This is a genomic window from Micromonospora pisi (assembly GCF_003633685.1).
Taxonomy (GTDB): domain Bacteria; phylum Actinomycetota; class Actinomycetes; order Mycobacteriales; family Micromonosporaceae; genus Micromonospora_G; species Micromonospora_G pisi.
In genome coordinates this window covers 2711271-2734832 of record NZ_RBKT01000001.1, presented here as the reverse complement: position 1 = coordinate 2734832, position 23562 = coordinate 2711271, and the positions used below count along the sequence as shown (strand labels likewise).

The following is a 23562-nucleotide window of genomic DNA, read 5'->3' as shown; positions in this document are numbered from 1 at the left end:
AGAGCGGCAGATCGGGCGTGATCCAGCACTGGTACGCGGCGGCGGTCGCGGCGAGCGGGATCACCCGGTCACTGTATCGGTTCGACGGGTCAGTGGACCGGGCTGAATTTCGCCATCGCCACCAAGACGCCCGTCGATCAGACCGGTCGGCGGCCCGCGTCGTACTTGACATGTGGCGTCAAGTGCTTGACAGTGGTCGTCAAGTGCTTGATGTTCGGTGTCAGGAAGGGGAGGCGTCGTGCCACCACCGGAACGGGCCCAACTCGCGGAGCAGCTCGCCCGACTGCTCGACATCCGACTGCTCGACCCGCTGGAGATCCTGCTGGACGGGCACGACAGCGTGGACGCACTCCGTACCGTGGTCCGGATCCGGGCCGCGAGCTGGGCGGACCGGATCGTCGCCGGCGACGACCAGGCCGCCGTCGGTGTGATCATGCGGGTCGTCTCCACCCTCTACCCGGGAGACGGACCGTTCGAGCCGCCGCTCGACTGGTGGCGCAGCCCACTGGGCCGGGCGGTGGCCTGGCGGGTGGGACATCCCACCGCGACCACGGTGTCGTACGCGGTCGCCGGCGCGATGCTCGGCATCACCCGACAGGGCGTGCACGACCTGGTCAACCGGGGTCGACTCGCCCGCCACCCGGATGGCGGGGTGGTGCCCGCCTCGGTGCGCGACCGCCTGCACCAGCTCGACGGGCGGGTCGACCATGCGTGACCTGACGGTGGCCGCCGCCGGTGTCCCGATCGCCGCACGGGACCACGATGGGCCGGGATCGCCCCTGCTGTTGCTGCACGGCGCCGGCGGCAACCTGGAGCACATGGAAACCCTGGCCGAGGCGCTGGCGTCCGACCACCGGGTGGTGACCGCCGACCTGCGCGGGCACGGCCGTTCCGGTGACGGCCCGTGGACCATGGACGCCGCCCTTGCCGACCTCGACGCGCTCGTCGCCGAACTGGCGCTGGAGCCGCCCGCGATCGTCGGGTGGTCGCTCGGTGGGATGATCGCCACCGAGTGGGCGCGGCGGCATCCGGAGTGTCCGGGCGCGGTGAGCCTCGACGGCGTCCCCGCACCGGCCCACCCCGACCAACTGGCCGGTCTGACCACGGCACACGCGGCGGCGGAGCTGGCCCGGCTGCACGCCGCCTTCGCGGCGACAACCGTCGAGCTGGCCCGGCAGGAGACACGCCCCGGCCCGGAGACGGTCGAACAGTTACGCCTGGCGATGGCGGCGTTCGACCTGGTCCCGGCGCTGCGGGCGGCGCGCTGCCCGCTGCTGCTGGTGCTGGCGACTGTGGACCTGCCCCAGCAACATCCGTTCCGGGAGCTGTACGGGGCGTACCGTCGGGGCAACTCGGCCCGGATCGCGGAGGTGGCGGCCACCAACCCGCGGCTCCGGGTGATCGAGCTGGCCGGGACGAGTCACGGCATGGTCATCGAGCAACCGGCCCAGCTCGCCGCACTGGTCAACGACTGGCTCGCCCAGCCAGCGGGCGAGCCGGGCGGGGCGTGGGTTACCTCGTGATGTGGTACGGGTAACGTTTGGCGATGCCAGAACTCGTGTACCCGCCCGTGATCGCGACCGCCAAGACGCTGTTCCGCGCCCTCGACCTGCGGCTACACGTGGAGGGTGGGCATCACGTGCCCCGCTCCGGTGGTGCCGTGATGGCCAGCAACCACGTCAGCTACCTCGACTTCATCTTCTGCGGCTTCGGCGCCCAGCAGTCCCGGCGACTGGTGCGGTTCATGGCCAAGCAGGAGGTCTTCACCAACCGGTACGCCGGCCCGCTGATGCGCGGCATGCGGCACATCCCGGTCGACCGGGCCAACGGCGCCGGCTCGTACGCGACCGCGGTCAGCGCGTTGCGCGCCGGTGAGGTCGTCGGGGTCTTCCCGGAGGCCACGATCAGCCGATCGTTCACCCTCAAGGCCACCAAGAGCGGGGTCGCCCGAATGGCCGACACGGCCGGGGTGCCGGTGCTGCCGGTCGCGCTCTGGGGCACCCAGCGGCTCTGGACCAAGGGGCGCCCGAAGACCCTGACCCGGCGCCACACCCCGATCACCGTGCTGATCGGGGAGCCGCTCGCCCCGGCCGACTTCGGCACCTCCGGTGCGCTGATGGCGGAGCTGCGCCGGCAGCTCACCACACTGATCGACCGGGCGCAGCGCGAATACCCGGACCAGCCGGCCGGGCCGGAGGACTCCTGGTGGCAGCCGGCCCACCTCGGCGGCTCGGCGCCCACCCCGGAGGCGGCGGCCGAACTCGACGGGGAAACCCGTCCGGTCCGGCGCCGGAGCACCGACCTGGTGGGGGAAGCCGAGCGCTGACCTGCGTCGGGATGACCGACCCGCCGGATCAGGCCGGTGCGTCGCCGGTACGCGGCTGGATCAGGTCCCAGCGGTTGCCGTACAGGTCCTCGAAGACGGCGACCGAACCGTACGGCTCGTGCCGGGGCGGTTCGGCGAACCGTACGCCGGCGGCTGTCATCCGCTGGTGGTCCCGCGCGAAGTCGTCGGTGTGGAGGAAGAGCGTCACCCGTCCGCCGGCCTGGTCACCCACCCGGGCGGCCTGCTCCGGGTTCGCGGCGCGGGCCAGCAGCAGCGCGGTCTCGGTCGAGCCGACCGGGGCGACCACCACCCAGCGGGTGCCGTCGCCGCGCGGGGTGTCCTCGACCAGCCGGAAGCCGACCCGGTCGACGTAGAAGGCGATCGCCTCGTCATAGTCGCGCACGACGAGGGTAACCAGTCCGAGATGGGGCATCTACCCATGATCGCTGGTGCCGGGATCCGCTCTGCCTGAGGGCGGGTACGGGGCGGGGGAGATATCCGGGCCGGATGCGGATCCCGAGGATTCTTCGTACCAGGTTCGGGTAGATGGCCGGATGCGACTGATTCGCGGGTGGCGCGAGACGCGCCCGGCGGCCAAGCCGAATGGCGGCACGCCGAGGCCGGCGGCTTGGGACCCGTACGCCGGAGCGGGGGTTCCGCCCGGGCGACGACGGGGCACACCGGAACGGCCGGCCCGAGTGGTGATCATTTCGGCCAGCGCGGGGGCTGGGCACGAAGGGGCGAGCCGTGAGCTGGCACATCGGCTCCGTACTCGCGGATTCCAGGTAGATTGTCGGGATTTGGCGGATATCTTCCCGTACGGCCTCGGCAAGCTGCTCCGTGGCACCTACCACGGGATGCTGAGCAGGTTCCCGTGGATCTACGGTTCCCTGTTCGCGATCGGCTGCGGCTTCGCCGGCGCCGGCCCGATCACCCGGGCACTGCTGCGCCCGGTCCGCCCGCAGGTCCGACAACTGGTCGGGCCGGACACCCGGGCGGTGGTCTCGACCTACCCGATCGCCACCCAACTGCTCGGCCCGCTGCGCCGCAAGGGCCAACTCGACGTACCGGTGATCACCTACCTGACCGACTTCGCGGTCAACCCACTCTGGGTCTCACCCGGTGTCGACGTCTACTGCGCCGCGCACCCGAGCACGCGGGACCAGGCCAGAGCGCTTGGCGGCACAGAGGTACGGGTCGTCGGCCGGCTCGTCTCTGCCGGCTTCGGCCCCGGCACGGAACAGGCCCGGCGACACGCCCGGGAACGCTTCGGCCTGCCGACCGACGCGCGGCTCGCCCTTCTCGTCGCCGGTTCCTGGGGAGTGGGCGAGGTCGCGACGACCGCAGCCGAGATCGCCCGGACCGGGACGGCCGTACCGGTCGTGGTCTGCGGCCACAACGAGGCGCTCTACCGCCGGCTGCGTCGGCAGGGGCAGGCCCACGTCTTCGGCTGGGTCGACGACATGCCGGCCCTGCTGCACGCCGCCGACGTACTCGTGGAGAACGCCGGCGGGCTGACCGCGCTGGAGGCGATGGCGAGCGGGCTCCCGGTCGCGACCTACCGCCCGATCCCCGGCCACGGGCGGGCGAACGCGGTCACCATGGCGGAGGCCGGGATGGTCACCTGGGTACGCCGCGCCGACGACCTGGGGCCCGCCCTGGTCGAACTCACCGACGGGGTACGCGGGCAGCGGCAGCGGGAAGCCGGGCTGGCGCTGTTCCGGTCCGATCCGGCGGAGGTGGTGGCCGAGGTGGCCCGGGGGGCAGCCGAGCCCCCGGTCCCGTTGCCCAAGTCCTCGGTGTTCACCCGGGGCCGGCGCGGTCGTCGGGCCCGTCGCGCCGGGGTCCTGGTCTGCCTGGCCGTCGCCGCGCTCAACTGGTACGCCCACCACCACGCCCAGCAGCCCACCGCGCCGGGACGGCGCAGGTGAGGTCGGGCCGCCACAGCGCGGGCTGACCCGGTGACCCTCTTCGCGGTCCTGCTGGGCCTCGCCTCGGCGCTCTTCTTCGCCTTCAGTTCGGCGCTGGAACAGCACGCCGCAAAGCAGGAGAAGCCCACCAGGGCCGGCGACCCGAGGTTGCTGATCCGGCTGCTGCACCGCCCACTCTGGCTCTTCGGCGGCATCCCGGACGCGATCGGCACCGGTCTCCAGGCCGTCGCGCTCCGGTTCGGTCCGCTGGCGCTGGTCGAACCGCTGCTGATGAGTGGCCTGTTCATGGCGATTCCGCTGGAGGCGGCGCTGGAGAAACGCCGGCCCCATGCCAAGGACCTGATCCTGGCCGGGGTCGCGATCGTCGGCCTGGCCGCCTTCCTGATCACCGCCAACCCACGGGCCGGGGTCGAGCAGCCGTCGACCCTGGCCTGGTTGGGGGTGGGCGTGGTGGCCGGTGGCCTGATCGCGATCTGCCTGCTCGGCGCCTGGCGGGCCCGGGACGCACACCGGGGCACGCTGCTCGGCATCGCCACCGGGCTGCTGTACGCGGTCGCGGCGGCACTGCTCAAGACGATCAGCGAGGACCTGACCAGTCACCCGTGGACACTGCTGGCCGACTGGCACCTGTACGCGCTGATCGTGGTCGGCGCGGCGGCGCTGGTGCTGAACCAGAACGCGTACCAGAGCGGGCCGATCGCCGCCCCGCTGACCGCGATCACCCTGCTCGACCCGTTCGGCGGCGTGATGATCGGAGTGTTCGCGTTCCACGAGACGCTCTCCACCGACGGCCCCCGACTGGTGATCGAGATTATCGCCGTGATCCTCATGATCGTTGGGATTTCCCTGGCCAGCACCACCCGGTCCAAGTAGCCCGGCCCGGGCGGAACCTGAAACAGACTTCGCCGGCCTCACCGTCCAGGCGGGTGAAGTTGGGTACGCTCAGTCACGACTACTTAGCGCGAGTGATGGGTTACTGACATCTGGTGCGGCGGTCCGGCCGGCTCGCGTCGACAGGTGGACTCTGCGCGAGAGGCTGCATGTGCTCGAATTGACCGGCAACGTCTCCAGCCAGTCGCCCGGAGATCCAGCCGCCCAACCGTCCGGGGACCCGGCCGCGCAGCGGCGGATCCCGCAGACCGCGCTCTCCGGCGAGAACTTCCCGGTCGCGCTCCGGATCCTGCCCGGAACCATCCGCCGTCACCTGCTGACGCTCTACACGTACGCCCGCTACGTCGACGACCTGGGCGACGAACCGGCCCAGCAGCCGAACAGCGAACCCGCCCTCGACCCGTTCAGTGAGCCCGCCACCGACCCGCCCGCCCGGCCACCGGTCGACCCGTCCAGCCGACCCGCGCTCGACCCGTTCAGCGAACCGGCGCGGGACCCGGCCAGCGAACCCGCCCGCGACCCCGGCGGTGAACCCGGCGGACCGGGCCCGTACGACGACGCGGCGACCCGGTCGGCGACGCTGCGCCGGTTCGAGGACGAACTACGGGCCATGTACGACGGTGTCCCGCCCACCCACCCGGTCCTGGTCGGACTCGCCCCGACCGTGGCCGACCGGCGGCTGCCGCTCGAACCACTCTGCCGCCTGATCGCCGCCAACCAACGCGACCAGGTCGTCCACCGCTACGACACGTACGCCGACCTGGTCGACTACTGCCACCTCTCCGCCGACCCGGTCGGCGAACTGGTGCTGCACATCTTCGACGCCCAGTCGGCCCGGCGGATCGCCCAGTCCAACCACATCTGCACCGCCCTCCAGGTGATCGAACACCTCCAGGACGTGGCCGAGGACTACGGCCGGGGCCGGATCTACCTGCCCCAGGACGACCTGGCCCGACACGGCGTCACCCCGGCCGACCTCGCCGCGCCGTACGCCTCCCCGGCGCTGCGCGCGGTGATCCGGGTGCAGGCGGAACGGGCCCGCGCCGCACTCGACGCGGGCGCCCCACTGGTCGGTACGTTGCACGGCTGGGCTCGACTGGCGGTCGCCGGTTACCTCGCCGGTGGCCGGGCCGCGCTCGCCGCGCTCTCCCGCTCCGACCACGACCCGCTAGCCCGGGTGCCCCGGCCGACCCGCGCCGGCACCGCCGGGCAGTGGCTCAAGACCCTGATCGCGAGGCCCGGATGAGCGCCGCGGGCCGCTCGACGGTCCCCTCCGAACTCGACCTGGCCTACCGGGAGTGCGAGCGGATCACCCGCGCCGAGGCGCGGAACTTCTCGTACGGCATCCGGCTGCTCCGGCCCGAGCGGCGCGGCGCGCTCTGCGCCGTCTACGCGGTCGCCCGCCGGATCGACGACATCGGCGACGGCGACCTGCCCCCGGCCGCCAAACTGGCCCGACTGGACCAGGTCCGGGCCGCGTTGCGTCAACTCCCGGAGGCCGGCGGCGACCCGGTGCTGCTCGCCCTCGCCGACGCCGGCGGTCGACTGCCGATTCCGATCGACGCCCTGGGTGAACTGGTCGACGGCTGCCTCGCCGACGTCCGCGGCACCCGGTACGACACCTTCGACGACCTGGTCGGCTACTGCCGGCAGGTGGCCGGGTCGATCGGCCGGCTCTCGCTCGGCGTCTTCGACGTCCGGCCGACCGTGCCGCGTGCGGTCGCCAGCGAACTCGCCGACACGCTCGGCATCGCCCTGCAGTTGACCAACATCCTCCGGGACATCGTCGAGGACCGGCGGGACGGCCGGGTCTACCTTCCCCGGGTCGACCTGGAACGATTCGGCTGCACCCTCACCCCGGGCATCGACGGCGGGCTCGCCGACCCGCCCGAGCGGCTCGCCGAACTCGTCCGCTGGCAGGCCCAGCGGGCCGAGCGCTACTACCGCACCGGACTGCGGCTGCTGCCGCTGCTGGACCGGCGCAGCGCCGCCTGCGTCGCCGCGATGGCCGGCATCTACCACCGGCTGCTGGCCCGGATCGTGGCCGACCCGCAGGCCGTCACCCGGCGGCGGGTCTCCCTGCCGGGCTGGCAGAAGGCGTACGTGGCGGCGCGGGCGATGACCCGGAGCAGCGCGTGAACGGAGAACAGGTCTGTGTCGTCGGAGGCGGCCTGGCCGGCATCGCGGCCGCGTTGCGGCTGGTCGACGCCGGGGCCCGGGTCACCCTGCTGGAGGCGCGGCCGGAACTCGGCGGCGCCACCTACTCCTTCCGCCGGGGCGATCTCGTCGTCGACACCGGCCAGCACGTCTTCCTCCGCTGCTACCGGGAGTACCGGCAACTGCTCGACCAGCTCGGCACCAGCGGCGGAGCACACCTGCAGGACGTGTTCGCGGTGCCGATCCTGCGGGTCGGCGTACCGCCGCACCTGCTCACCCGTACCCGGCGGCTGCCGGCCCCGGCGCACCTGCTCCCAGCCCTGATCAACTACCGGCCGCTCCGGGTCGGGCAACGGATCGCCGCGATCCGGGGTGCCGCCGCGCTGCGCGGCGTCGACCCGGACGACCCGGCCAACGACGAGATCAGCTTCGGTGACTGGCTGACCCGACACGGGCAGGACGCACCGACCGTACGCCGGCTGTGGGAGCTGATCTGCGTCGCGGCGCTGAACGCGCCGCCGCACCGGGCGTCGCTCGCGCTCGCCGCGCGGGTGTTCCGGACCGGCCTGCTCGACCGGGCCGACGCCGGCGACATCGGCCGCCCCACCGTGCCCCTGTCCGAACTGCACGGCGAGCCGGCCGGGGCGCTGCTGCGCGAACGCGGCGGCACCGTCCACACCGGGGTCAAGGTGCGTGAGATCGTCCCGGACCAGGGTCAGTTCCAGATCACCGCCGACCGGGTACGGCTCACCGCCGACGCGGTCGTGCTGGCCGTACCGCACCCGCAGGCGGCCCGACTGGTCCCGGCACAGGCAGCACCCGACCGCGAACGCTGGGCCGGGCTCGGTGCGGCGCCGATCATCAACGTGCACGTCCGCTACCAGCGGCGGGTGACCGACCTGGAGTTCGCCGCCGCGCTGGACAACCCGGTGCAGTGGGTCTTCGACCGGACCCCGCCCGGCAGCACCGGCCAGTACCTGGTCACCTCGATCTCGGCGGCGGAACCGCTGCTGCGGACACCGGCCGGACGACTCGGCCGGGCCCAGCTCGACGCGCTGGCCGACCTCTTTCCCGCGGCCCGGCGTACCCCGGTACGGGACGTGTTCGTGACGCGGGAACCACGGGCGACCTTCCGGCAGGGGCCCGGCACCCGCCGGGACCGGCCCGCGGCGGGAACCCGGCTGCCCGGATTGGCGCTGGCCGGGGCGTGGACCGACACCGGATGGCCGGACACGATGGAGGGCGCGGTACGCAGCGGCCGGCAGGCCGCCGACGTCGTGCTCGCCCATCTCGGGTCGAGATCGAGTACGACGGAGGCGCCGACATGACCATGACCTTGCCTGGCTTCCTGGCCGAGGTGGACACACTCGTGCAGCCCGAGATCCGGGCGGCGCTCGACCGGATCGACGAACGCACCCGGCTCACCGCCGGCTACCAGCTCGGCTACTGGGACGCCGACGGCCAACCGACCACCCGGGGCGGTGGCAAAGGGCTGCGACCGGCCCTGGTGCTGCTCTCCGCCCGGGCCGCCGGCAAGACCGCGGAGGACGCCCTGCCCGGTGCGGTGGCGGTGGAACTGGTGCACAACTTCTCCCTGCTGCACGACGACGTCATCGACGGGGACGCGGAGCGGCGACACCGGCCGACCGCCTGGGCCGCGTTCGGCATCGGCCCGGCGATCCTGGCCGGCGACGCGATGCTCAGCCTCGCCGGGGACGTGCTCTCGGCGATGCCGGGACACGGCGGCACCTGGGGGCTGCGCTACCTGAACGCCGCGGTCCGGCGGTTGATCGCCGGCCAGGCCGCCGACGTCGCGTTCGAACACCGGGTGACGGTGACCCTGGACGAGTGCCTGACCATGGCCCGGGACAAGACCGCGGCGCTGCTCTCCTGTTCCGCGACCCTCGGCGCGGTGGTCTGCGGCGGCCCGCCGGCCCTCACCCTCGGCCTGGCCCTCTACGGCGACCGCCTCGGCCTCGCCTTCCAACTCGTCGACGACCTGCTCGGCATCTGGGGCGAGCCGGCGGTCACCGGCAAACCGGTCCTGGCCGACCTGGTCGCCCGGAAGAAGTCGGTGCCGGTGGTCCGCGCCCTCACCGCCGGCGGAACAGCCAGTGAGCAGCTCCAGGAGCTGTACGCCACCCCGGGCGAGCTCTCCACCGCCGACCTCGCCCTGGCCGCCGACCTGATCGAGGAGACCGGTGCCCGGGACTGGACCGAGAAGGAGGCCGACCGGCTGCTCACCGAGGCCCTCGCCGAGCTCGACCGGCTCACCGAAGTCGGCGCGAGCGACGGGCCGGAGGCGAACGCCCTGGCCGAGGTGCACCGGGAGCTGGTGGAGATCGCCCGGTTCATGACCGGCCGGGACCACTGATGGGCGCCGAACCCGACGTCGGCCCGGGGACCGGTCCGGTCGACGAGGCGATCGCCACCCCGAACGCCGACGGCGTGGTCGAACTCGACGTCGCGCAGGCGGTCGACCTGGCGGTCGCGGAGGCGGTCGACGCCGCCGTGGTGCCCGGGATCGAGTCCGCCGGTGCCACGCTCGACCCGCCGGCCGGTGCCGCCGTCGACGACCGGCAGCGGCGGGCGGTCGACGCCCTGGGCCGGGCCCGCGACCACCTGCTCGCCGCGCAGCATCCCGGCGGCTGGTGGCAGGGGGAGCTGGCCACCAATGTGACGATGGAGGCCGAGGACCTGCTGATGCGGCAGTTCCTCGGCATCCGTACCGCCGAGGAGACCGAGGCCACCGCCCGGTGGATCCGCAGCCAGCAGCAGGCGGACGGGAGCTGGGCCAACTTCCACGACGGCCCCGGCGACCTCTCCACCACCATCGAGGCGTACGCCGCGCTGCGGCTCGCCGGCGACCCGGTCGACGCCGAACACCTCCGTACCGCCCGCGAGTTCGTCCTCGCCCACGGTGGGATCGAACTGAGTCGGGTCTTCACCCGGATCTGGCTGGCCCTGTTCGGCGAGTGGCCCTGGGACCGGATCCCCGCCGTACCACCGGAGGTGGTCCTCCTCCCGTCCTGGGTGCCGCTGAACATCTACGACTTCGCCTGCTGGGCCCGGCAGACCATCGTGCCGTTGTCGATCGTGCGGGCGCTGCGTCCGGTCCGCCCGCTCGGCTTCGCCCTGGACGAACTCCGGACCGGCGTACGCCCGACGCCGCCGTCGACGTCGCTGCGCAGCCGTACCGGCTGGTTCCAGCGGCTGGACGGGGCGCTGCGCGGCTACGAGCGGCGGCCACTGCGGTCCGTACGCCGCAACGCGTTGCGCCGCGCCGCCGAGTGGATCGTGGCGCGGCAGGAGGCGGACGGCTCCTGGGGTGGGATCCAACCGCCGTGGGTCTACTCGCTGATCGCACTCCACCTGCTGGGTTACCCGCTCGACCACCCGGTGCTCCGGACCGGGCTCGCCGGCCTGGACCGCTTCACCGTGCGGGAGGCCAGCCCGGAGGGGGAACTGCGCCGGTTGGAGGCGTGCCAGTCGCCGGTCTGGGACACCGCGCTCGCGGTGATCGCGCTCGCCGACGCCGGCCTTCCCGCCGACCACCGAGCCCTGGTACGCGCGCAGAGCTGGCTGCTCGACGAGGAGATCCGGGTCGGTGGGGACTGGCAGGTACGCCGGCCCGACCTGCCGCCGAGCGGCTGGGCGTTCGAGTTCGACAACGACGGCTACCCGGACACCGACGACACCGCCGAGGTGCTGATGGCGTTGCGGCGCGGCGGCAACGACCCGCGTACGCCAGCGGCGCTGGACCGGGGCGAGCAGTGGCTGCGCGGCATGCAGTCGCGTGACGGCGGCTGGGGTGCGTTCGACGCCGACAACACCCGTACCGTCGCCCGCGAGCTGCCGTTCTGCGACTTCGGTGAGGTGATCGACCCGCCCAGCGCGGACGTGACCGCGCACGTGGTCGAGGCGCTCTGCGCCCGTGGGCCGTCCGACTCGGCGGCGGTCCGGCGCGGGGTGGCCTGGTTGCTGCGGGCTCAGGAACGCGACGGCTCCTGGTTCGGCCGCTGGGGCGCCAACCACGTCTACGGCACCGGTGCGGTGGTGCCCGCGCTGGTCGCGGCGGGCCTCCCGGTCGACGACCCGGTGCTGGTACGCGCGGTCGGCTGGTTGCACCGGGCGCAGAACCCGGACGGCGGCTGGGGCGAGGACATGCGGTCCTACCGAGACCGGTCCTGGCGGGGCCGGGGCACCTCGACGGCGTCGCAGACCGCCTGGGCGCTGCTGGCCCTGCACGCCACCGGCCACGGCGACAGCGAGCCGGCCCGGCGCGGCATCGACTGGCTGGTGGCGACCCAGCGCCCCGACGGCACCTGGGACGAGCCGCAGTACACCGGCACCGGCTTCCCGGGCGACTTCTACATCAACTACCACCTGTACCGGCTCGTTTTCCCGGTCAGCGCCCTCGGCCGCATCCTCGCCGCTTCCGCCACCGGGGAGAGCGTCGGGGTCGGGGCCGCTCACCCTTCGGCGGCCCGGAACGGCGCCACCGGCCGGGACGGCGCCACCGTCGGGGCCAACGCCGACGTGGGCGCGATCAGCGGGGGGCGCGGGTGACCGGACTCGGCGAACGCACCGACCTGTCCGGCGACTGGGTGCTCTTCGCGCCGATGCGGATGGAGGCCCGCGCGCTGCGTCGTGCCCTGCCGGCCGGCGCGCCGCTGCGGCGTACCGGTCGCGGGTTGTCCCGGGCCACCCGCGCCGCCGCCGGCTACGGCGGCACCTCGGCGCTCGCGGTGGCCGGCATCGCCGGCGGTCTCGACCCGGCACTGCGCCCTGGCGACGTCGTGGTCGCCACCGAGGTACGCCGGGACGGCCGGACCGGCGACGAGCGACTGCCCTGCCCCTCGGCGCCGATGCTCGCCGCGACACTGCGCCGGCAGGGGCTGACCGTCCACCTCGGCCCGGTGGTGAGCAGCGACCGGCTGGTCGACGGCGCGGACCGGGACCGACTCGCCGCCACCGGCGCGCTCGCCGTGGACACCGAGTCCTCCGCGCTGCTCGCCGGTCCGCCGGACCGCCCCACCGCCTGCGTACGGGTGATCGCCGACGTGGCACCGGAGCCGCTGTTCCGGGCCGCCACCCTGGGGCGGGTGGCGACCGCGCTGCGGGCGCTGACCCGGGTCGGCCCGGGTCTGGCGGAGTGGGCCGGGGCGACCAGCCTCGAACAGGTCGTGCTGGCCGCACCCCGCTCGTTCTGCGCCGGGGTGGAACGGGCGATCACCGTGGTGGAGCAGGCCCTGGACCGGCACGGCCCACCGGTGTACGTACGCAAGCAGATCGTGCACAACACCCACGTCATCGACGACCTGAGCCGGCGCGGCGCGGTCTTCGTGGACGAGTTGACCGAGGTGCCCGACGGCGCCGTCACCGTCTTCTCGGCCCACGGCGTCTCCGCCGAGGTACGCCGGACCGCCGCCGACCGAGGGCTGCCGGTGATCGACGCGACCTGCCCGCTGGTGACAAAGGTGCACAACGAGGCCCGCCGGTACGCCGGACAGGGCCGTACCGTGCTGTTGATCGGTCACGCCGGGCACGAGGAGACCGAGGGCACGCTCGGTGAGGTGCCGGGACGGGTGACCCTGGTGCAGAGCCCCGGGGAGGCGGAGCGGGTCGAGGTCGCCGACCCCGACCGGGTCTCCTACCTGGTCCAGACCACGCTCGCGGTCGACGAGGTGAGCGGGGTGCTGGACGTGTTGCGCCGCCGCTTCCCGGCCCTGACCGGCCCCTCCTCGGACGACATCTGCTACGCCACCACCAACCGCCAGGTCGCGCTCCGGGCGATCGCCGCCGAGGCGGATCTGGTGCTGGTCCTCGGATCCTCGAACTCCTCCAACTCGTTGCGTTTGGTGGAGGTGGCGAGGCGCGCCGGTACCCCGGCCCACCTGGTCGACGACGTCGGCGCGGTGGACCTGCGCTGGCTCGCCGGTATCCGCACGGTCGGTGTCACCGCGGGTGCGTCGGCTCCGCCGCACCTGGTCGACCAGACCGTGGCGGCGCTCGTCGGGCTCGGCGCGCGGGCCGTACGGGAACGTACGACCAGCACGGAGGAAGTGCATTTCACCCTGCCAAAGGAGAAACGTCCGCGATGAGTATGCCGTTGCGTCAGAGCATCCGGGTCGGCCGCTATCTGATCGGGCAGAAGCTGCGCCGCAAGAAGTACTTCCCGCTGCTGGTGGAATTGGAGCCGCTCTTCGCCTGCAACCTCGCCTGCGCCGGCTGCGGGAAGATCCAGCATCCGGCCGACGTGCTGAAGCGGCGGATGCCGGTGGAGCAGGCGGTCGGCGCGGTGTTGGAGTCAGGGGCGCCGATGGTCTCCATCGCCGGTGGTGAGCCGCTCATGCATCCGCAGATCGACGTGATCGTCAACGAGTTGGTCAAGCGCCGCAAGTACGTCATCCTCTGCACCAACGCGGCGCTGATGACCAAGAAGCTGGACAAGTTCCGGCCCTCGCCGTACTTCTCGTGGGCGGTGCACATCGACGGCCTGAAGGAACGGCACGACGCCTCGGTCTGCAAGGACGGCGTCTTCGACCAGGCGGTGGAGGCGATCAGGGAGGCCAAGCGGCGTGGCTTCCGGGTCACCAGCAACACCACGTTCTTCTCCACCGACACGCCGCAGACGGTGATCGAGGTGCTCGACTACCTCAACGACGAACTCGCCGTCGACCAGATGATGCTCTCCCCGGCGTACGCCTATGACAAGGCGCCGGACCAGGAGCACTTCCTCGGGGTGACGGAGACCCGGTCGATGTTCCGCAAGGCGTTCGCGGACGGGCGGCGGCGCAAGTGGCGGCTCAACCACTCGCCGCTCTTCCTGGACTTCCTGGAGGGCAAGATCGACTTCCCGTGCACCGCCTGGGCGATCCCGTCGTATTCGCTCTTCGGCTGGCAGCGCCCCTGCTACCTGATGAACGACGGTTACACCAAGACGTACAAGGAGTTGATCGAGACCACCGACTGGTCGAGCTACGGCCGGGGCAAGGACTCCCGCTGCGCCAACTGCATGGCCCACTGCGGCTACGAGCCCACCGCCGTCCTGGCCACCATGAACTCCCTCACCCAGTCCATCCGCGCCCTCCGCTCCACCAGCTAACCCCCCGGCCACCCGCCCGCCCGCCCACCCACCTCGTCGATCTAGGGCAAATCCGCGTCGGTTGATCTCCTACGGCGCGGATACGCCCTAGATCGAGGGGGAAGGGGGTTAGCCCCAGTGGCGGGAGAGGTGGCGGTAGGTGCGGGGGAGGGTGGCGCGGATCGCCACCGGAAGGTAGAGCCAGCGCGGCAGGTACGCCTCGGGGCGGCCGGCGAACATGGCGGTGAGCAGCGCGGCGGAGGCCCGTTCGGCCGAGACCGGGCGAGGGGAGCGGCGGTCGTAGGGGCGACCCCGGCGTACGAAGAACGGGGTGTCCACCACCGCAGGCACCAGTTCGGTGATCACGATTCCGCGCCCGGCGGTCTCGTGTCGCAGGCTGTCGGCGAAGACGCTCAGCCCCGCTTTGGTCGCCGAGTAGACGGCTTCGTCCCGTACCCCGAGCCGGCCGGCGATCGAGCCGACGAAGCCGAGGTGGCCGCGTCCGCGCGCCAGCATGTCCGGGAGTACGGCCCGGGTGAGCAGGAGCGGTGCGGTCAGGTTGAGCGCCACCATCCGGGCGATCTCGGGCTCGTCCATGCCGGTGAACGAGCCGGCCCAGCCCTGCCCGGCGTTGTTCACGAGTACGTCGACCCGCCCCGCCTCGGTCAGGACCCGGTCGGCCAGTTCGGCGGCTCCGGCGGGTTCGGTGAGGTCGCCGATCACCGCCGTGCCGCCGATCCGGTCCGCCAGGTCGGTGAGTTTGGCGGCGTCGCGGCCGGCGAGGAAGACGCGGGCGCCCGCGCCGGCCAACTGCCGGGCCGCAGCCGCGCCGATGCCCGACGAACCACCGGTGACCAGCGCTGTTGTGCCATTGATGCGGAGAACTCCCATCCCGGTAGTGTCGCCGCTGCGCGCCCCGGAGGCCGGCAGACCGGACAAAGTTAATCCCGGTGGCGTCGTCGATCATCGATGTCCTGCCCCTAGGGGTATGCACCACGTGTGGAGCGCCGGCCCCTATTGCCGTTCCTGAGTGGGGCTGATTAGCTACACCGAGCTATGGCACAAAAACCTCGAAGCATAAATAAATGCCGTGCCCTATGTGAGTTCATCACTGATCCGGAAGAACAGGATATGTGCTGCTCAAAGGTCCTGCGATGAACCGGCCGGGTGGACTGCGACGTCGGGTCGCCCGGTGGCTCGACCCGACCGCCGCCGACATCTTCGACGCCGCACCGGCGGACGGCGCCGAGTCCGTTCGACCCACGTCCGCCCTCGATCGGGATCCGGCTGGACCGCAGTTCACGGCGGCGCAGGCGTGGCCGGCGCTCTGCGAGCAGTTCGCACTCCGCATCCTGGCCGCCGCGTACCAGACCGGCGGGCAGCTCGCCGAGGTCGAGGCGGACGAACAGGACCCCGGCCGGTTGGCCCAGTTCTACCGGATCGACCACGCCAACACCCGGATCCGTCGGCAGGCCGAGAACCTGCTGGTGCTCGCCGGTCGGCCGGTCGACGACGCCGGACGTCAGATCACCTCGCTGATCGACGTGGCCCGGGCGGCGACGTCGGCGATCGAGCACTACCCCCGGGTACGCCTCGGCGTCATCGCCCACCTCGCCGTGGTCGACTTCGCCGCCGACGACGTGATCCGGGTGCTGACCGAGGTACTCGACAACGCGACCAGGTTCTCCCCGCCGTCCATGCCCGTCACCGTCTCGGCCCACCTGACCGAGGCGGGCAGCGTGCTGCTGCGGGTGGAGGACACCGGCCTGGGCTTCACCCCTGGGCAACTCGCCGACGTCAACGCCATGCTGGCCAGTGCGGCACCGCACGCCGTCAACCCGGCGAGCGCGAACCGGCTGGGGTTGCTGGTGGTGCAGCGGCTCGCCGCCGCGCACCGAATCGGTGTACGGCTCACCGCACGTCCGGGTGGCGGCACCACGGCGACCGCCCTGCTCCCCGCCGGGCTGCTCTGCGAGATCCCCTCCTCGCACGACGCCCCGAATCCGCACGCCCTGTCGCCCGCCCCGCCCCCACCGGTCCGGCCCGTGGCGGCACTGCCCCCGACCGCAGCGGCCAGGCCCGCCGCACCCCCGCTGCCCCGACCCGCGTCCCTGCCTCCGCCGGCCCGACCCGCTCAGACCTCGTCCGGCCAGCCGGTCCGACCCAATCCGACCCAGCCCGTCCAGCCGGCCCGACCCGGTCCGGACCAGCTCTCGTCCGCCCCGGCACCGGCCGTCCAGCCCCCGTCCGTTCGGGCACCGTCCGCCCCGCCCCGGTTCACCCCGCCGGGATTCGCGTCGCACCAGCCGCCGCACCAGGCGCCGCATCAGGCGCCGCATCAGCCGTCGCGGCAGCCGGCCGACGGCCCGGCGCCCCGGGTCAACGGCAGCGGACCGTCGCCGGCCGGAACCGGGTCGAGCCCGAACGGCCTGCCCCGGCGGGAACCGGCCAGCCTCCGCGGCGACCTGCCCGCCCCGCCCCTGGCACCGACCGGCCCGACGGTCGGATCGGACCAGCTCGCCTGGCCGGACGAGACGCTCGACTTCGCCACCGGTTTCCGTGACGGGTTCGCGGCCGGTTCCCGCGACGGGCAGCAACCACACCCCAGCGACGAAGGACATCGTGATGACCAGCCCGCGCAGTGACCTGCCCCGCCCGCCGGCCGGAGTCCAGGCCCCACAGGATTTCGGGTGGCTGCTCGGGCGGTTCGCGACCGAGACGGCGGGGGTGACGCACGCGCTGCTGGTCAGCCTGGACGGGCTGCAACTCGTCGCCTCGGACATGGTCTCCCGCGACCTCGGCGACCAGTTGGCGGCGCTCACCTCCGGCCTGATCAGCATGGCCGACCGCAGCGCCGCCCTGCTCGACCTGGGACTCTCCGAATACCTCACCGTCCGCCTGCCCCGTGGACACCTGCTCTTCATGCGGGTGGGCGACTCGGCGGGTCTCGCGGTCGCCGCCACCAGCGGCTGCGACCTTCGGGTGGTCGCCTACCAGATGACGAAGTTCGTCGGCGCGGTCGGCCATCTGCTCAGCCCGCAGGTCCGCAGCGACCTCCAGCGCCGTACCGCCGCCGGCCAGCGCGTCGGCTGACCACCGCCGCAGCGGACGTCGCGTACGCGGGCCGACAGCGGGTCAGCCCGTACCCGCGCCCGAACCAGACCCCGACCGCGCACTCTCGAGGGAGCGATCGCCACCGTGGCTACCGCACATTGGAAGGTGCGACCCTACGTGCTTACCGGCGGCCGTACGCGCACCCGGCAGCGCCTCTTCGTACACACCCTGATCTCGGTGCCGTACTACGACCCCCGGTTCGCCGCCGGCCTGCCGCCGGAGACGAGGTCGCTCTACGACCGGGCCCGGCGTACCACCTCGGTCGCCGAACTCTCCGCGTACTCCGGGATGCCGCTCGGCGTGACCCGGGTGGTCATCGACGACCTCGCCACCACCAACCGGTTGCAGATCCACCCCGAGACCTACTCCTCCCCGTTTGATTCCCGGCTTCTGGAAAGACTCCGCGATGGCCTCCTACAACTCGCCTGAGCCGCCACCCGTCACCTCGGCGAAGATCGTCGTCGCAGGTGGATTCGGGGTGGGAAAGACCACCTTCGTCGGGTCGATCTCGGAGATCCCACCGGTGAACACCGAAGCCTGGATGACCGCCGCCAGCGAACCGGTCGACCGGCTCGACCCGGGCATCGACAAGACCACCACCACCGTCGCCATGGACTTCGGCCGCCGGACCGTCGCCGACGACCTGGTCCTCTACCTCTTTGGTACGCCCGGACAGGCCCGGTTCTGGCCGATGTGGGACGACCTGTGCCGGGGCGCCGTCGGCGCGTTGGTGCTGGTCGACACCCGCCGCTTGGACGTGTCGTTCGCGGCGGTCAACTACTTCGAACAGGACAGCAACCTGCCGTTCGTGGTCTGCGTCAACCTCTTCGACGGCCGGCTCACCCACCAACTCGCCGACGTACGACGCGCGCTCGCACTGGACCCGAACGTGCCGGTGATCAGCTGCGATGCCCGGGACACCGGTTCCGTCGCGCGGGCACTGCTCACCGTCGTGGAACACACCATGCGCCGTACCGGCGGTCGACGGCCTGTCCACCGGCCCGCCGTACCCGTGGCCGGTCCCCGCCCCGCCGGCCCCGCCCCGGCCGCCGCCGGCCGATAGCCCCTACCACCCCTGGGAGAGAAAGACGATGCGGAAGATCCTGATCATCGGTGCCGGACAGTCCGGCCTGCAACTCGGTCTCAGCCTGCTGGCCGAGGGTTACCAGGTGACGCTGATGTCGGCGCGGACCCCCGAGGAGATCCGCGAGGGCTGGGTGATGAGCACCCAGGCAATGTTCCACCAGGCGTTGCAGACCGAACGGGCGTACGGGCTGAACCTCTGGGACGACCAGGCGCCGCAGATCGCCGGCTTCCACGTCTCACTCTCCGCGCCCCCGGGGCAACGGGCCCTGAGCATCATCGCCCCGCTCGACGACCCGGCGCAGAGCACCGACCAACGGGTGAAGATGGCCGCCTGGCTGGAACTCTTCGAAGAGCGCGGCGGCATCCTGCACTACCAGGGGGTCACCACCGCCGACCTGGACGGGCTCACCCGGATCGGCCGGTACGACCTGACCGTGGTCGCCGCCGGCAAGGGCGAACTCGTCGGCGTCTTCGACCGCGACACGGCCCGTTCCCCACACACCGCCCCGCAGCGCGGGCTGGCGGTCTCGTACGTGCACGGGCTGGCGCCCGACCCCCGGTTCCCGGCGCCGAACGTCGGCTTCAACGCCGTACCCGGGTTGGGGGAGTTGTTCGTGATCCCCGCCCTGACCCGCAGCGGCCCCTGCGACATCCTGTTCTGGGAGGCGGTCCCGGACGGCCCGCTGGACCTGTGGCAGGAGCGGCTCGACCCGGCCGAACAGCTCAAGCTCACCCTGGAGCTGGCCCGTCGCTACACCCCCTGGGTGTACGACCGCTGCGCGGAGGTCGAGCTCACCGACGCCCGCGCCACCCTCTCCGGCCGGTACACCCCGACGGTCCGGCACCCCGTGGCCGAGCTGCCGTCGGGTGGACTCGTCCTGGGCATGGCCGACGTGGTCATCGCCAACGACCCGATCACCGGGCAGGGCAGCAACACCGCCGCCAAGTGCGCCGCCGCGTACCTCGCGGCGATCGTCAGCCACGGTGACCAGCCGTTCGACCGGGCGTGGATGGAACAGACCTTCGCCGACTTCTGGGAGCGGTCCGGGGCACCGGTCACCGACTGGACCAACGCGATGCTGGCGCCGCTGCCCGAGCACGTACAGCAGATCCTCGGTACCGCGGTGGCCAATCAGACGGTTGCCCGCCGGTTCGCCAACGGCTTCTCCGACCCCTCCGACTACGCCAACTGGCTGATGGACCCGGCGAAGACCGCTGCCTACCTCGCCTCCGTCGCCTGACGAAGGAAGGGCCCCTTGTTATCGCTTTCTGTATAGGAAGGGGCCCTTCCTAACGCCGCCGCCGCGCGGCGGGGTGCGGGCGCGGCGTGGGCGAGGTGGCCGCGGGCGGGCATGGCGCGGGGCGAGGGGTTAACGTGGCGTATGGAGACGATGCCGCTCACGCCGCCGTTCGGACCGGAACTTGTCGTCACCTCGGACGAACGCCAGGTCCTGGAATCCTTTCTCGACTTCTACCGCCGGATCGTCGTGACCAAGCTGCACGACGTGTCGGACGCCGACGCCAAGCGTCGGCTCGTCCCGTCCGAGACCACCCTCGCCGGGCTGCTGCGCCACCTGGCCGTGGTCGAACGCAACTGGTTCCAGCATCATCTCGCCGGTCGGCCCACACCGCCCGGTGACGCCGACGGTGGCTGGTCGGTGGAGCACACCAGCATGGCGGAACTACTCGACGACTACTCCCGAGAGTGTGCCCGGTCGCGGGAGACCGCCGCCGGGTACGCCCTCGACGACACCGGCAGCCATGAGCAGATGGGCGCGGTCTCGCTGCGCTGGATCTACGTTCACATGATCGACGAGACCGCCCGGCACGCCGGTCACATCGACATCCTGCGGGAACTCACCGACGGCTCGACCGGAGTGTGGTGACGGCGAGCACCCTGGGCGCCGCGAAAGATACGCAGCGGTGCGAACGATCTACCCGCGCGACCCGACAGCAACCTGTCTGAGGTCAGCGACTACCCGTAGCGAGTGGGGGAGCGGCGATGGGCATGACGGAGTACGCGGCCGAGCAGGCCGAGGCGTTTGCCGCCAATCGGCAACTCGATCCGGACGCGGCGGCGCACTGGCGGGAGGCCGTCGCCCGGCACCTGCGTCCCCGTGCCGGGACCCGCGTGCTTGATCTCGGCGCGGGGACCGGGACCTGGGCCCGCCTCTTCACCGACTGGTACGGGATCGAAATGGTCGCGGTGGAGCCGTCGGCCGAGATGCGGGCCCGCTCGGTTTTTCCGGGCATGCTGGCCGGTGACGCCGCCGCCCTACCCCTGCCGGACGCGTACGTCGACGGCGCCTGGATCTCCACCGTGATCCACCACGTGACCGACCTCGGCGCGGCGGCGGCGGAGCTGCGGCGGGTCCTCCGCCCCGGTGCTCCGGTGCTGATCCGTTCGGCGTTCGCCGGCCGGCACGAGCAGATCACCCTGTTCCGCTACTTTCCCGAGGCGATCCGGGTGCTGGACGGTTATCCGAGTGTGGAGCAGGTCCGCGACACGTTCACGACGGCCGGGTTCGAGTTCGTCGCGCTCGAACAGGTCCCGCAGGTGAGCGCGGCCTCCCTGGCGCAGGCCGTGGCGAACCTGCGCCGCGCGGCGCACACGCCGCTGCAACTGATCAGCGACGCGGCGTACGCGGCAGGTCTGGACCGGATGCGTACGGCGGCCCGGGTCGCCGGCCCGGATGCCACCCCGGTGGTGGACCGGCTGGACCTGCTGGTGCTTCGTCGCGACGGAATGCGCGACGGAATGCGCGACGAAAGGAGCGACGAAGTTCGGGACGGCAAATGACGGTGCGGTCCCTCGGTTTGTCCATCTACTGTGGCCGGATGGGACGCAGGCTGCGCCGGATTCATGTTGATGGTGCCGACTACCGCTGGCTGGTCCGCTCGGGCGGGGAGAGCCACGTGGAACTCCGGGTGTGGGGCGGCGCCAACGGGCGCGGCTGCCGGCTGGACGTCCGGGTGGCTTTCGACGACCCGTGGTTGAACTTCGGGCTGATCATCACCGCGCCGCCCGAGCGGATCGCCGAGGTGATGGAGCTGGAGCCGATCACTCCGGCAGTTGTCGAGCGGGTGGTCCGGGCCGGTCTGGCCGAGGGCTGGCGGCCCGACGGGGCGGCCGGTTCGATGCGCTTCGCACTTGATTCGGCTCGCGAGCAGCTCGTCCGGAGCTGACCGGGCGGCTTCCGCCGGGTGCACCGGGGCGGGGAAGTCTTGTCCCCGTCACGGTCCCGCCTGGCGGCCCGGGGGCAAGGTCTCGGACCGGAGCAGGACTTCGAGGCCGTCGAGGATCCGGGCCAGGGCGAAGTCGAACGGCGGCTGGTGGGCTTCGAGCCTGCCCGGATCGAAGGTGCCGGCGGTGGAGAGTTCGGCCAGCGCGGGAAGGTGCTCGGCGTCCACCAGCTTGGTCAGCATCCGCCCGTACCAAATCTGCCGATCGTGGTCGGTGTGGTCTTCCGGGCCGGTTGCCTGATGCAGGGTCAGGGCGATCTGCGCCTCTCCCCGTACGTAGTTCAGCACCAGCAGGATGACCTTCATCTTTTCCTGCGGGTCCAGTCGAGTGCCGGTGAGCGTACGCAGACCGCAGTCGAGCCAGGCGAGCTGACCCGGCTCCAGTGGTGGGTGACCGGCGGTGATCTGAAGGATCCACGGGTGTCGGTAGTAGACGGCCTGTAGTTCCCGGGCCCAGCGCTCCAACCCGGCGCGCCAGTCTCCGGGGGCGGTCTGGATGTCCGGCGGATCGCCGGGGGCGGCGTCCATCATGAACACCTGTAGCTCTTCCTTGTTGGCCACGTGTCGGTAGAGCGACATGGTGGCGCAGCCGAGCCGCTCGGCGAGGCGGGCCATGGAGAGTGCGCCGATGCCGTCGGTGTCGGCGATCTCGATGGCGGTGGCGACGATGCGGTCCAGGTTGAGTGCCGGTTGCGGTGCTCGGGGGCGCCGGTCGGTCCGTCCCCAGAGGACCCGGAGGCTCCGGGGGATCTCGTCGTCGCTGTCTGCCGAAGCCAAATCTCCGCCACCTTCCTGGATGCGATCATCCTAGCGATGCGTATACCCTACGCAGTGCGTACGGCATACGCATCGCGTACGCCGTACTCGGCAACATTCCGATCAGGTCCCCGCCGGTGCGATCCCTCCGCGTTCCGCAGCTGCCGGCGAGCAGACAGGAGCCCCGCCATGACCACGATCACCGAGACGCCCAGCACCGGTCCCCAGCCCGACCAGCCGCCCACCCCCGCACCGAGCCGCAGGCCACGCCGCTGGTGGCGACGCCCCTGGATCGCCCCGCTCGCCGTCCTGTCGATCGTCTTCGTGGCGTTCTCGTTGCCGCCGTACCTGACCTTCGACCCGACCCAGTCCCGGGTGCCGCAGCCGGAGTGGCTCACCGCCGCCCACTACCCGATCCTGGTCGGGCACGTCACCTTCGGTTCGATCGCGCTGCTGACGGCCTGCCTCCAGATCTGGCCCTGGTTCCGTCAGCGTTACCGCACCGCGCACCGGGTCATCGGCCGGGTGTACGTCTTCGGCGGCGTGCTGCCGGCCGGGATCATGGCGTTGACCATCGGCGCGGTCAGCCCCTACGGGCCGGTGGCTCGGGTCAGCAACGTGCTGCTCGCCGCGCTCTGGCTGACCTGCACCGTCGTCGGTTACCGGATGGCCCGCCAGCGACGCTACGCCGACCACCGGCGCTGGATGATCCGCAGCTTCGCGCTCACTGCCTCGATCATCACCAACCGGATCTGGGGCGTCTTCGCGTACCTGGCGCTCGCGCCGCAACTGGAGACCACGTTTGGCGGCAGCGAGGAACTGCTGAGCTGGACGATCGCCGGCATCACCACCTGGGTCGGCTGGACCGTCCCGCTGCTCGTCTCGCAGTGGTGGTTGGACCGGACCGAGTCGCCCGCCCACCGGCAGCGACTCGCCACCGGCGGGCGTACCGGGTAGGCGGCCCACGGCGA

General features: G+C 72.2%; 24 protein-coding genes. 21 read left to right on the top strand and 3 right to left on the bottom strand.

What is annotated here, in order from left to right:
* Positions 1-238 precede the first annotated feature (238 nt).
* From BDK92_RS40230 to BDK92_RS11140, 3 genes are read left to right on the top strand one after another with little or no spacing between them, the layout of a single operon-like run.
* A complete protein-coding gene (locus tag BDK92_RS40230; protein ID WP_121156644.1) occupies positions 239-715 on the top strand; it encodes a hypothetical protein in 477 nt (158 codons plus the stop codon).
* On the top strand, positions 708-1523 hold the full coding sequence (locus tag BDK92_RS11145) for an alpha/beta fold hydrolase (protein ID WP_121156643.1): 816 nt from the start codon (positions 708-710) through the stop codon (positions 1521-1523). The genes BDK92_RS40230 and BDK92_RS11145 overlap by 8 nt, the downstream gene beginning before the upstream one ends.
* 23 nt (positions 1524-1546) lie before the next feature.
* Positions 1547-2326 (top strand): lysophospholipid acyltransferase family protein, encoded by a 780-nt coding sequence (locus tag BDK92_RS11140; RefSeq protein ID WP_121156642.1) that lies wholly within the window; start codon positions 1547-1549, stop codon positions 2324-2326.
* Between the two features lie 28 nt (positions 2327-2354).
* On the opposite strand, the gene BDK92_RS11135 is transcribed toward BDK92_RS11140, so the two are convergent.
* Entirely contained in the window at positions 2355-2759 is a 405-nt protein-coding gene (locus BDK92_RS11135; RefSeq protein WP_121156641.1) for a VOC family protein, read from the bottom strand.
* 367 nt (positions 2760-3126) lie between these two features.
* Here BDK92_RS11135 and BDK92_RS11130 point away from each other — a divergent pair, with 367 nt between their 5' ends.
* From BDK92_RS11130 to hpnH, 9 genes are all read left to right on the top strand, one after another.
* Positions 3127-4257: an MGDG synthase family glycosyltransferase gene (locus BDK92_RS11130; RefSeq protein ID WP_246016961.1), complete on the top strand. Its 1131-nt coding sequence runs from the start codon at positions 3127-3129 to the stop codon at positions 4255-4257.
* Positions 4258-4287: 30 nt separating this feature from the next.
* Positions 4288-5130 (top strand): DMT family transporter, encoded by an 843-nt coding sequence (locus BDK92_RS11125; RefSeq protein WP_121156639.1) that lies wholly within the window; start codon positions 4288-4290, stop codon positions 5128-5130.
* Between the two features lie 169 nt (positions 5131-5299).
* On the top strand, positions 5300-6394 hold the full coding sequence (hpnC, locus tag BDK92_RS11120; protein ID WP_170208547.1) for a squalene synthase HpnC: 1095 nt from the start codon (positions 5300-5302) through the stop codon (positions 6392-6394).
* The gene (locus BDK92_RS11115; RefSeq protein WP_121156637.1) at positions 6391-7287 is read left to right on the top strand and encodes a squalene/phytoene synthase family protein; all 897 of its coding nucleotides are present in this window, start codon (positions 6391-6393) and stop codon (positions 7285-7287) included. Before hpnC ends, BDK92_RS11115 begins: the two co-directional genes overlap by 4 nt.
* Positions 7284-8633, top strand: a complete 1350-nt coding sequence (gene hpnE / locus BDK92_RS11110) for a hydroxysqualene dehydroxylase HpnE (protein ID WP_121156636.1) — start codon at positions 7284-7286, stop codon at positions 8631-8633. Before BDK92_RS11115 ends, hpnE begins: the two co-directional genes overlap by 4 nt.
* Positions 8630-9679, top strand: a complete 1050-nt coding sequence (locus BDK92_RS11105) for a polyprenyl synthetase family protein (protein WP_121156635.1) — start codon at positions 8630-8632, stop codon at positions 9677-9679. Before hpnE ends, BDK92_RS11105 begins: the two co-directional genes overlap by 4 nt.
* Complete coding sequence (gene shc, locus BDK92_RS11100) at positions 9679-11874, top strand: squalene--hopene cyclase (RefSeq protein ID WP_121156634.1); 2196 nt, start codon at positions 9679-9681, stop codon at positions 11872-11874. The genes BDK92_RS11105 and shc overlap by 1 nt, the downstream gene beginning before the upstream one ends.
* A gap of 53 nt (positions 11875-11927) precedes the next feature.
* A complete protein-coding gene (ispH, locus tag BDK92_RS11095) occupies positions 11928-13409 on the top strand; it encodes a 4-hydroxy-3-methylbut-2-enyl diphosphate reductase (RefSeq protein WP_121161976.1) in 1482 nt (493 codons plus the stop codon).
* Positions 13406-14413, top strand: coding sequence for an adenosyl-hopene transferase HpnH (gene hpnH / locus BDK92_RS11090; protein WP_121156633.1), 1008 nt, complete (start codon positions 13406-13408; stop codon positions 14411-14413). Before ispH ends, hpnH begins: the two co-directional genes overlap by 4 nt.
* Positions 14414-14521: 108 nt before the next feature.
* On the opposite strand, the gene BDK92_RS11085 is transcribed toward hpnH, so the two are convergent.
* A complete protein-coding gene (locus tag BDK92_RS11085; RefSeq protein WP_121156632.1) occupies positions 14522-15283 on the bottom strand; it encodes an SDR family NAD(P)-dependent oxidoreductase in 762 nt (253 codons plus the stop codon).
* A gap of 263 nt (positions 15284-15546) precedes the next feature.
* Here BDK92_RS11085 and BDK92_RS11080 point away from each other — a divergent pair, with 263 nt between their 5' ends.
* The 8 genes from BDK92_RS11080 (at position 15547) to BDK92_RS11045 (ending at position 21778) form a co-directional block, all read left to right on the top strand.
* Entirely contained in the window at positions 15547-17037 is a 1491-nt protein-coding gene (locus BDK92_RS11080) for a sensor histidine kinase (RefSeq protein ID WP_147456959.1), read from the top strand.
* Positions 17018-17485: a roadblock/LC7 domain-containing protein gene (locus tag BDK92_RS11075; protein ID WP_121156630.1), complete on the top strand. Its 468-nt coding sequence runs from the start codon at positions 17018-17020 to the stop codon at positions 17483-17485. Before BDK92_RS11080 ends, BDK92_RS11075 begins: the two co-directional genes overlap by 20 nt.
* Before the next feature lie 138 nt (positions 17486-17623).
* The gene (locus BDK92_RS11070) at positions 17624-17935 is read left to right on the top strand and encodes a DUF742 domain-containing protein (RefSeq protein WP_211349182.1); all 312 of its coding nucleotides are present in this window, start codon (positions 17624-17626) and stop codon (positions 17933-17935) included.
* Complete coding sequence (locus BDK92_RS11065; RefSeq protein ID WP_121156628.1) at positions 17913-18569, top strand: GTP-binding protein; 657 nt, start codon at positions 17913-17915, stop codon at positions 18567-18569. Before BDK92_RS11070 ends, BDK92_RS11065 begins: the two co-directional genes overlap by 23 nt.
* Positions 18570-18597: 28 nt before the next feature.
* Positions 18598-19833, top strand: coding sequence for a styrene monooxygenase/indole monooxygenase family protein (locus BDK92_RS11060; protein WP_121156627.1), 1236 nt, complete (start codon positions 18598-18600; stop codon positions 19831-19833).
* A 141-nt stretch (positions 19834-19974) separates the two neighbouring features.
* The gene (locus tag BDK92_RS11055) at positions 19975-20478 is read left to right on the top strand and encodes a DinB family protein (RefSeq protein WP_121156626.1); all 504 of its coding nucleotides are present in this window, start codon (positions 19975-19977) and stop codon (positions 20476-20478) included.
* 116 nt (positions 20479-20594) lie between these two features.
* On the top strand, positions 20595-21392 hold the full coding sequence (locus BDK92_RS11050; RefSeq protein WP_121156625.1) for a class I SAM-dependent methyltransferase: 798 nt from the start codon (positions 20595-20597) through the stop codon (positions 21390-21392).
* Positions 21393-21430: 38 nt separating this feature from the next.
* Positions 21431-21778: a hypothetical protein gene (locus tag BDK92_RS11045; protein ID WP_147456958.1), complete on the top strand. Its 348-nt coding sequence runs from the start codon at positions 21431-21433 to the stop codon at positions 21776-21778.
* A 48-nt stretch (positions 21779-21826) separates the two neighbouring features.
* Here the strand turns inward: BDK92_RS11045 and BDK92_RS11040 are convergent, their stop codons facing one another.
* Positions 21827-22612 carry a TetR/AcrR family transcriptional regulator gene (locus BDK92_RS11040; protein ID WP_211349180.1) on the bottom strand — a complete coding sequence of 262 codons (786 nt, stop codon included), beginning with the start codon at positions 22610-22612 and terminating at the stop codon, positions 21827-21829.
* Positions 22613-22780: 168 nt separating this feature from the next.
* Between BDK92_RS11040 and BDK92_RS11035 the strand changes: the two genes are divergently transcribed.
* Positions 22781-23548, top strand: coding sequence for a DUF2306 domain-containing protein (locus BDK92_RS11035; RefSeq protein ID WP_121156623.1), 768 nt, complete (start codon positions 22781-22783; stop codon positions 23546-23548).
* The last annotated feature ends 14 nt before the right edge of the window (positions 23549-23562 follow it).

Coding starts and splice junctions, on each gene's coding strand:
- BDK92_RS11145 (WP_121156643.1), top strand. CDS start 708: ATGCGTGACCTGACGGTGGCCGCCGCCGGTGTCCCGATCGCCGCACGG.
- BDK92_RS11140 (WP_121156642.1), top strand. CDS start 1,547: ATGCCAGAACTCGTGTACCCGCCCGTGATCGCGACCGCCAAGACGCTG.
- BDK92_RS11135 (WP_121156641.1), bottom strand. CDS start 2,759: ATGCCCCATCTCGGACTGGTTACCCTCGTCGTGCGCGACTATGACGAG.
- BDK92_RS11115 (WP_121156637.1), top strand. CDS start 6,391: ATGAGCGCCGCGGGCCGCTCGACGGTCCCCTCCGAACTCGACCTGGCC.
- BDK92_RS11105 (WP_121156635.1), top strand. CDS start 8,630: ATGACCATGACCTTGCCTGGCTTCCTGGCCGAGGTGGACACACTCGTG.
- shc (WP_121156634.1), top strand. CDS start 9,679: ATGGGCGCCGAACCCGACGTCGGCCCGGGGACCGGTCCGGTCGACGAG.
- ispH (WP_121161976.1), top strand. CDS start 11,928: ATGCGGATGGAGGCCCGCGCGCTGCGTCGTGCCCTGCCGGCCGGCGCG.
- hpnH (WP_121156633.1), top strand. CDS start 13,406: ATGAGTATGCCGTTGCGTCAGAGCATCCGGGTCGGCCGCTATCTGATC.
- BDK92_RS11085 (WP_121156632.1), bottom strand. CDS start 15,283: ATGGGAGTTCTCCGCATCAATGGCACAACAGCGCTGGTCACCGGTGGT.
- BDK92_RS11080 (WP_147456959.1), top strand. CDS start 15,547: ATGAACCGGCCGGGTGGACTGCGACGTCGGGTCGCCCGGTGGCTCGAC.
- BDK92_RS11075 (WP_121156630.1), top strand. CDS start 17,018: ATGACCAGCCCGCGCAGTGACCTGCCCCGCCCGCCGGCCGGAGTCCAG.
- BDK92_RS11065 (WP_121156628.1), top strand. CDS start 17,913: ATGGCCTCCTACAACTCGCCTGAGCCGCCACCCGTCACCTCGGCGAAG.
- BDK92_RS11060 (WP_121156627.1), top strand. CDS start 18,598: ATGCGGAAGATCCTGATCATCGGTGCCGGACAGTCCGGCCTGCAACTC.
- BDK92_RS11055 (WP_121156626.1), top strand. CDS start 19,975: ATGGAGACGATGCCGCTCACGCCGCCGTTCGGACCGGAACTTGTCGTC.
- BDK92_RS11050 (WP_121156625.1), top strand. CDS start 20,595: ATGGGCATGACGGAGTACGCGGCCGAGCAGGCCGAGGCGTTTGCCGCC.
- BDK92_RS11045 (WP_147456958.1), top strand. CDS start 21,431: ATGGGACGCAGGCTGCGCCGGATTCATGTTGATGGTGCCGACTACCGC.
- BDK92_RS11035 (WP_121156623.1), top strand. CDS start 22,781: ATGACCACGATCACCGAGACGCCCAGCACCGGTCCCCAGCCCGACCAG.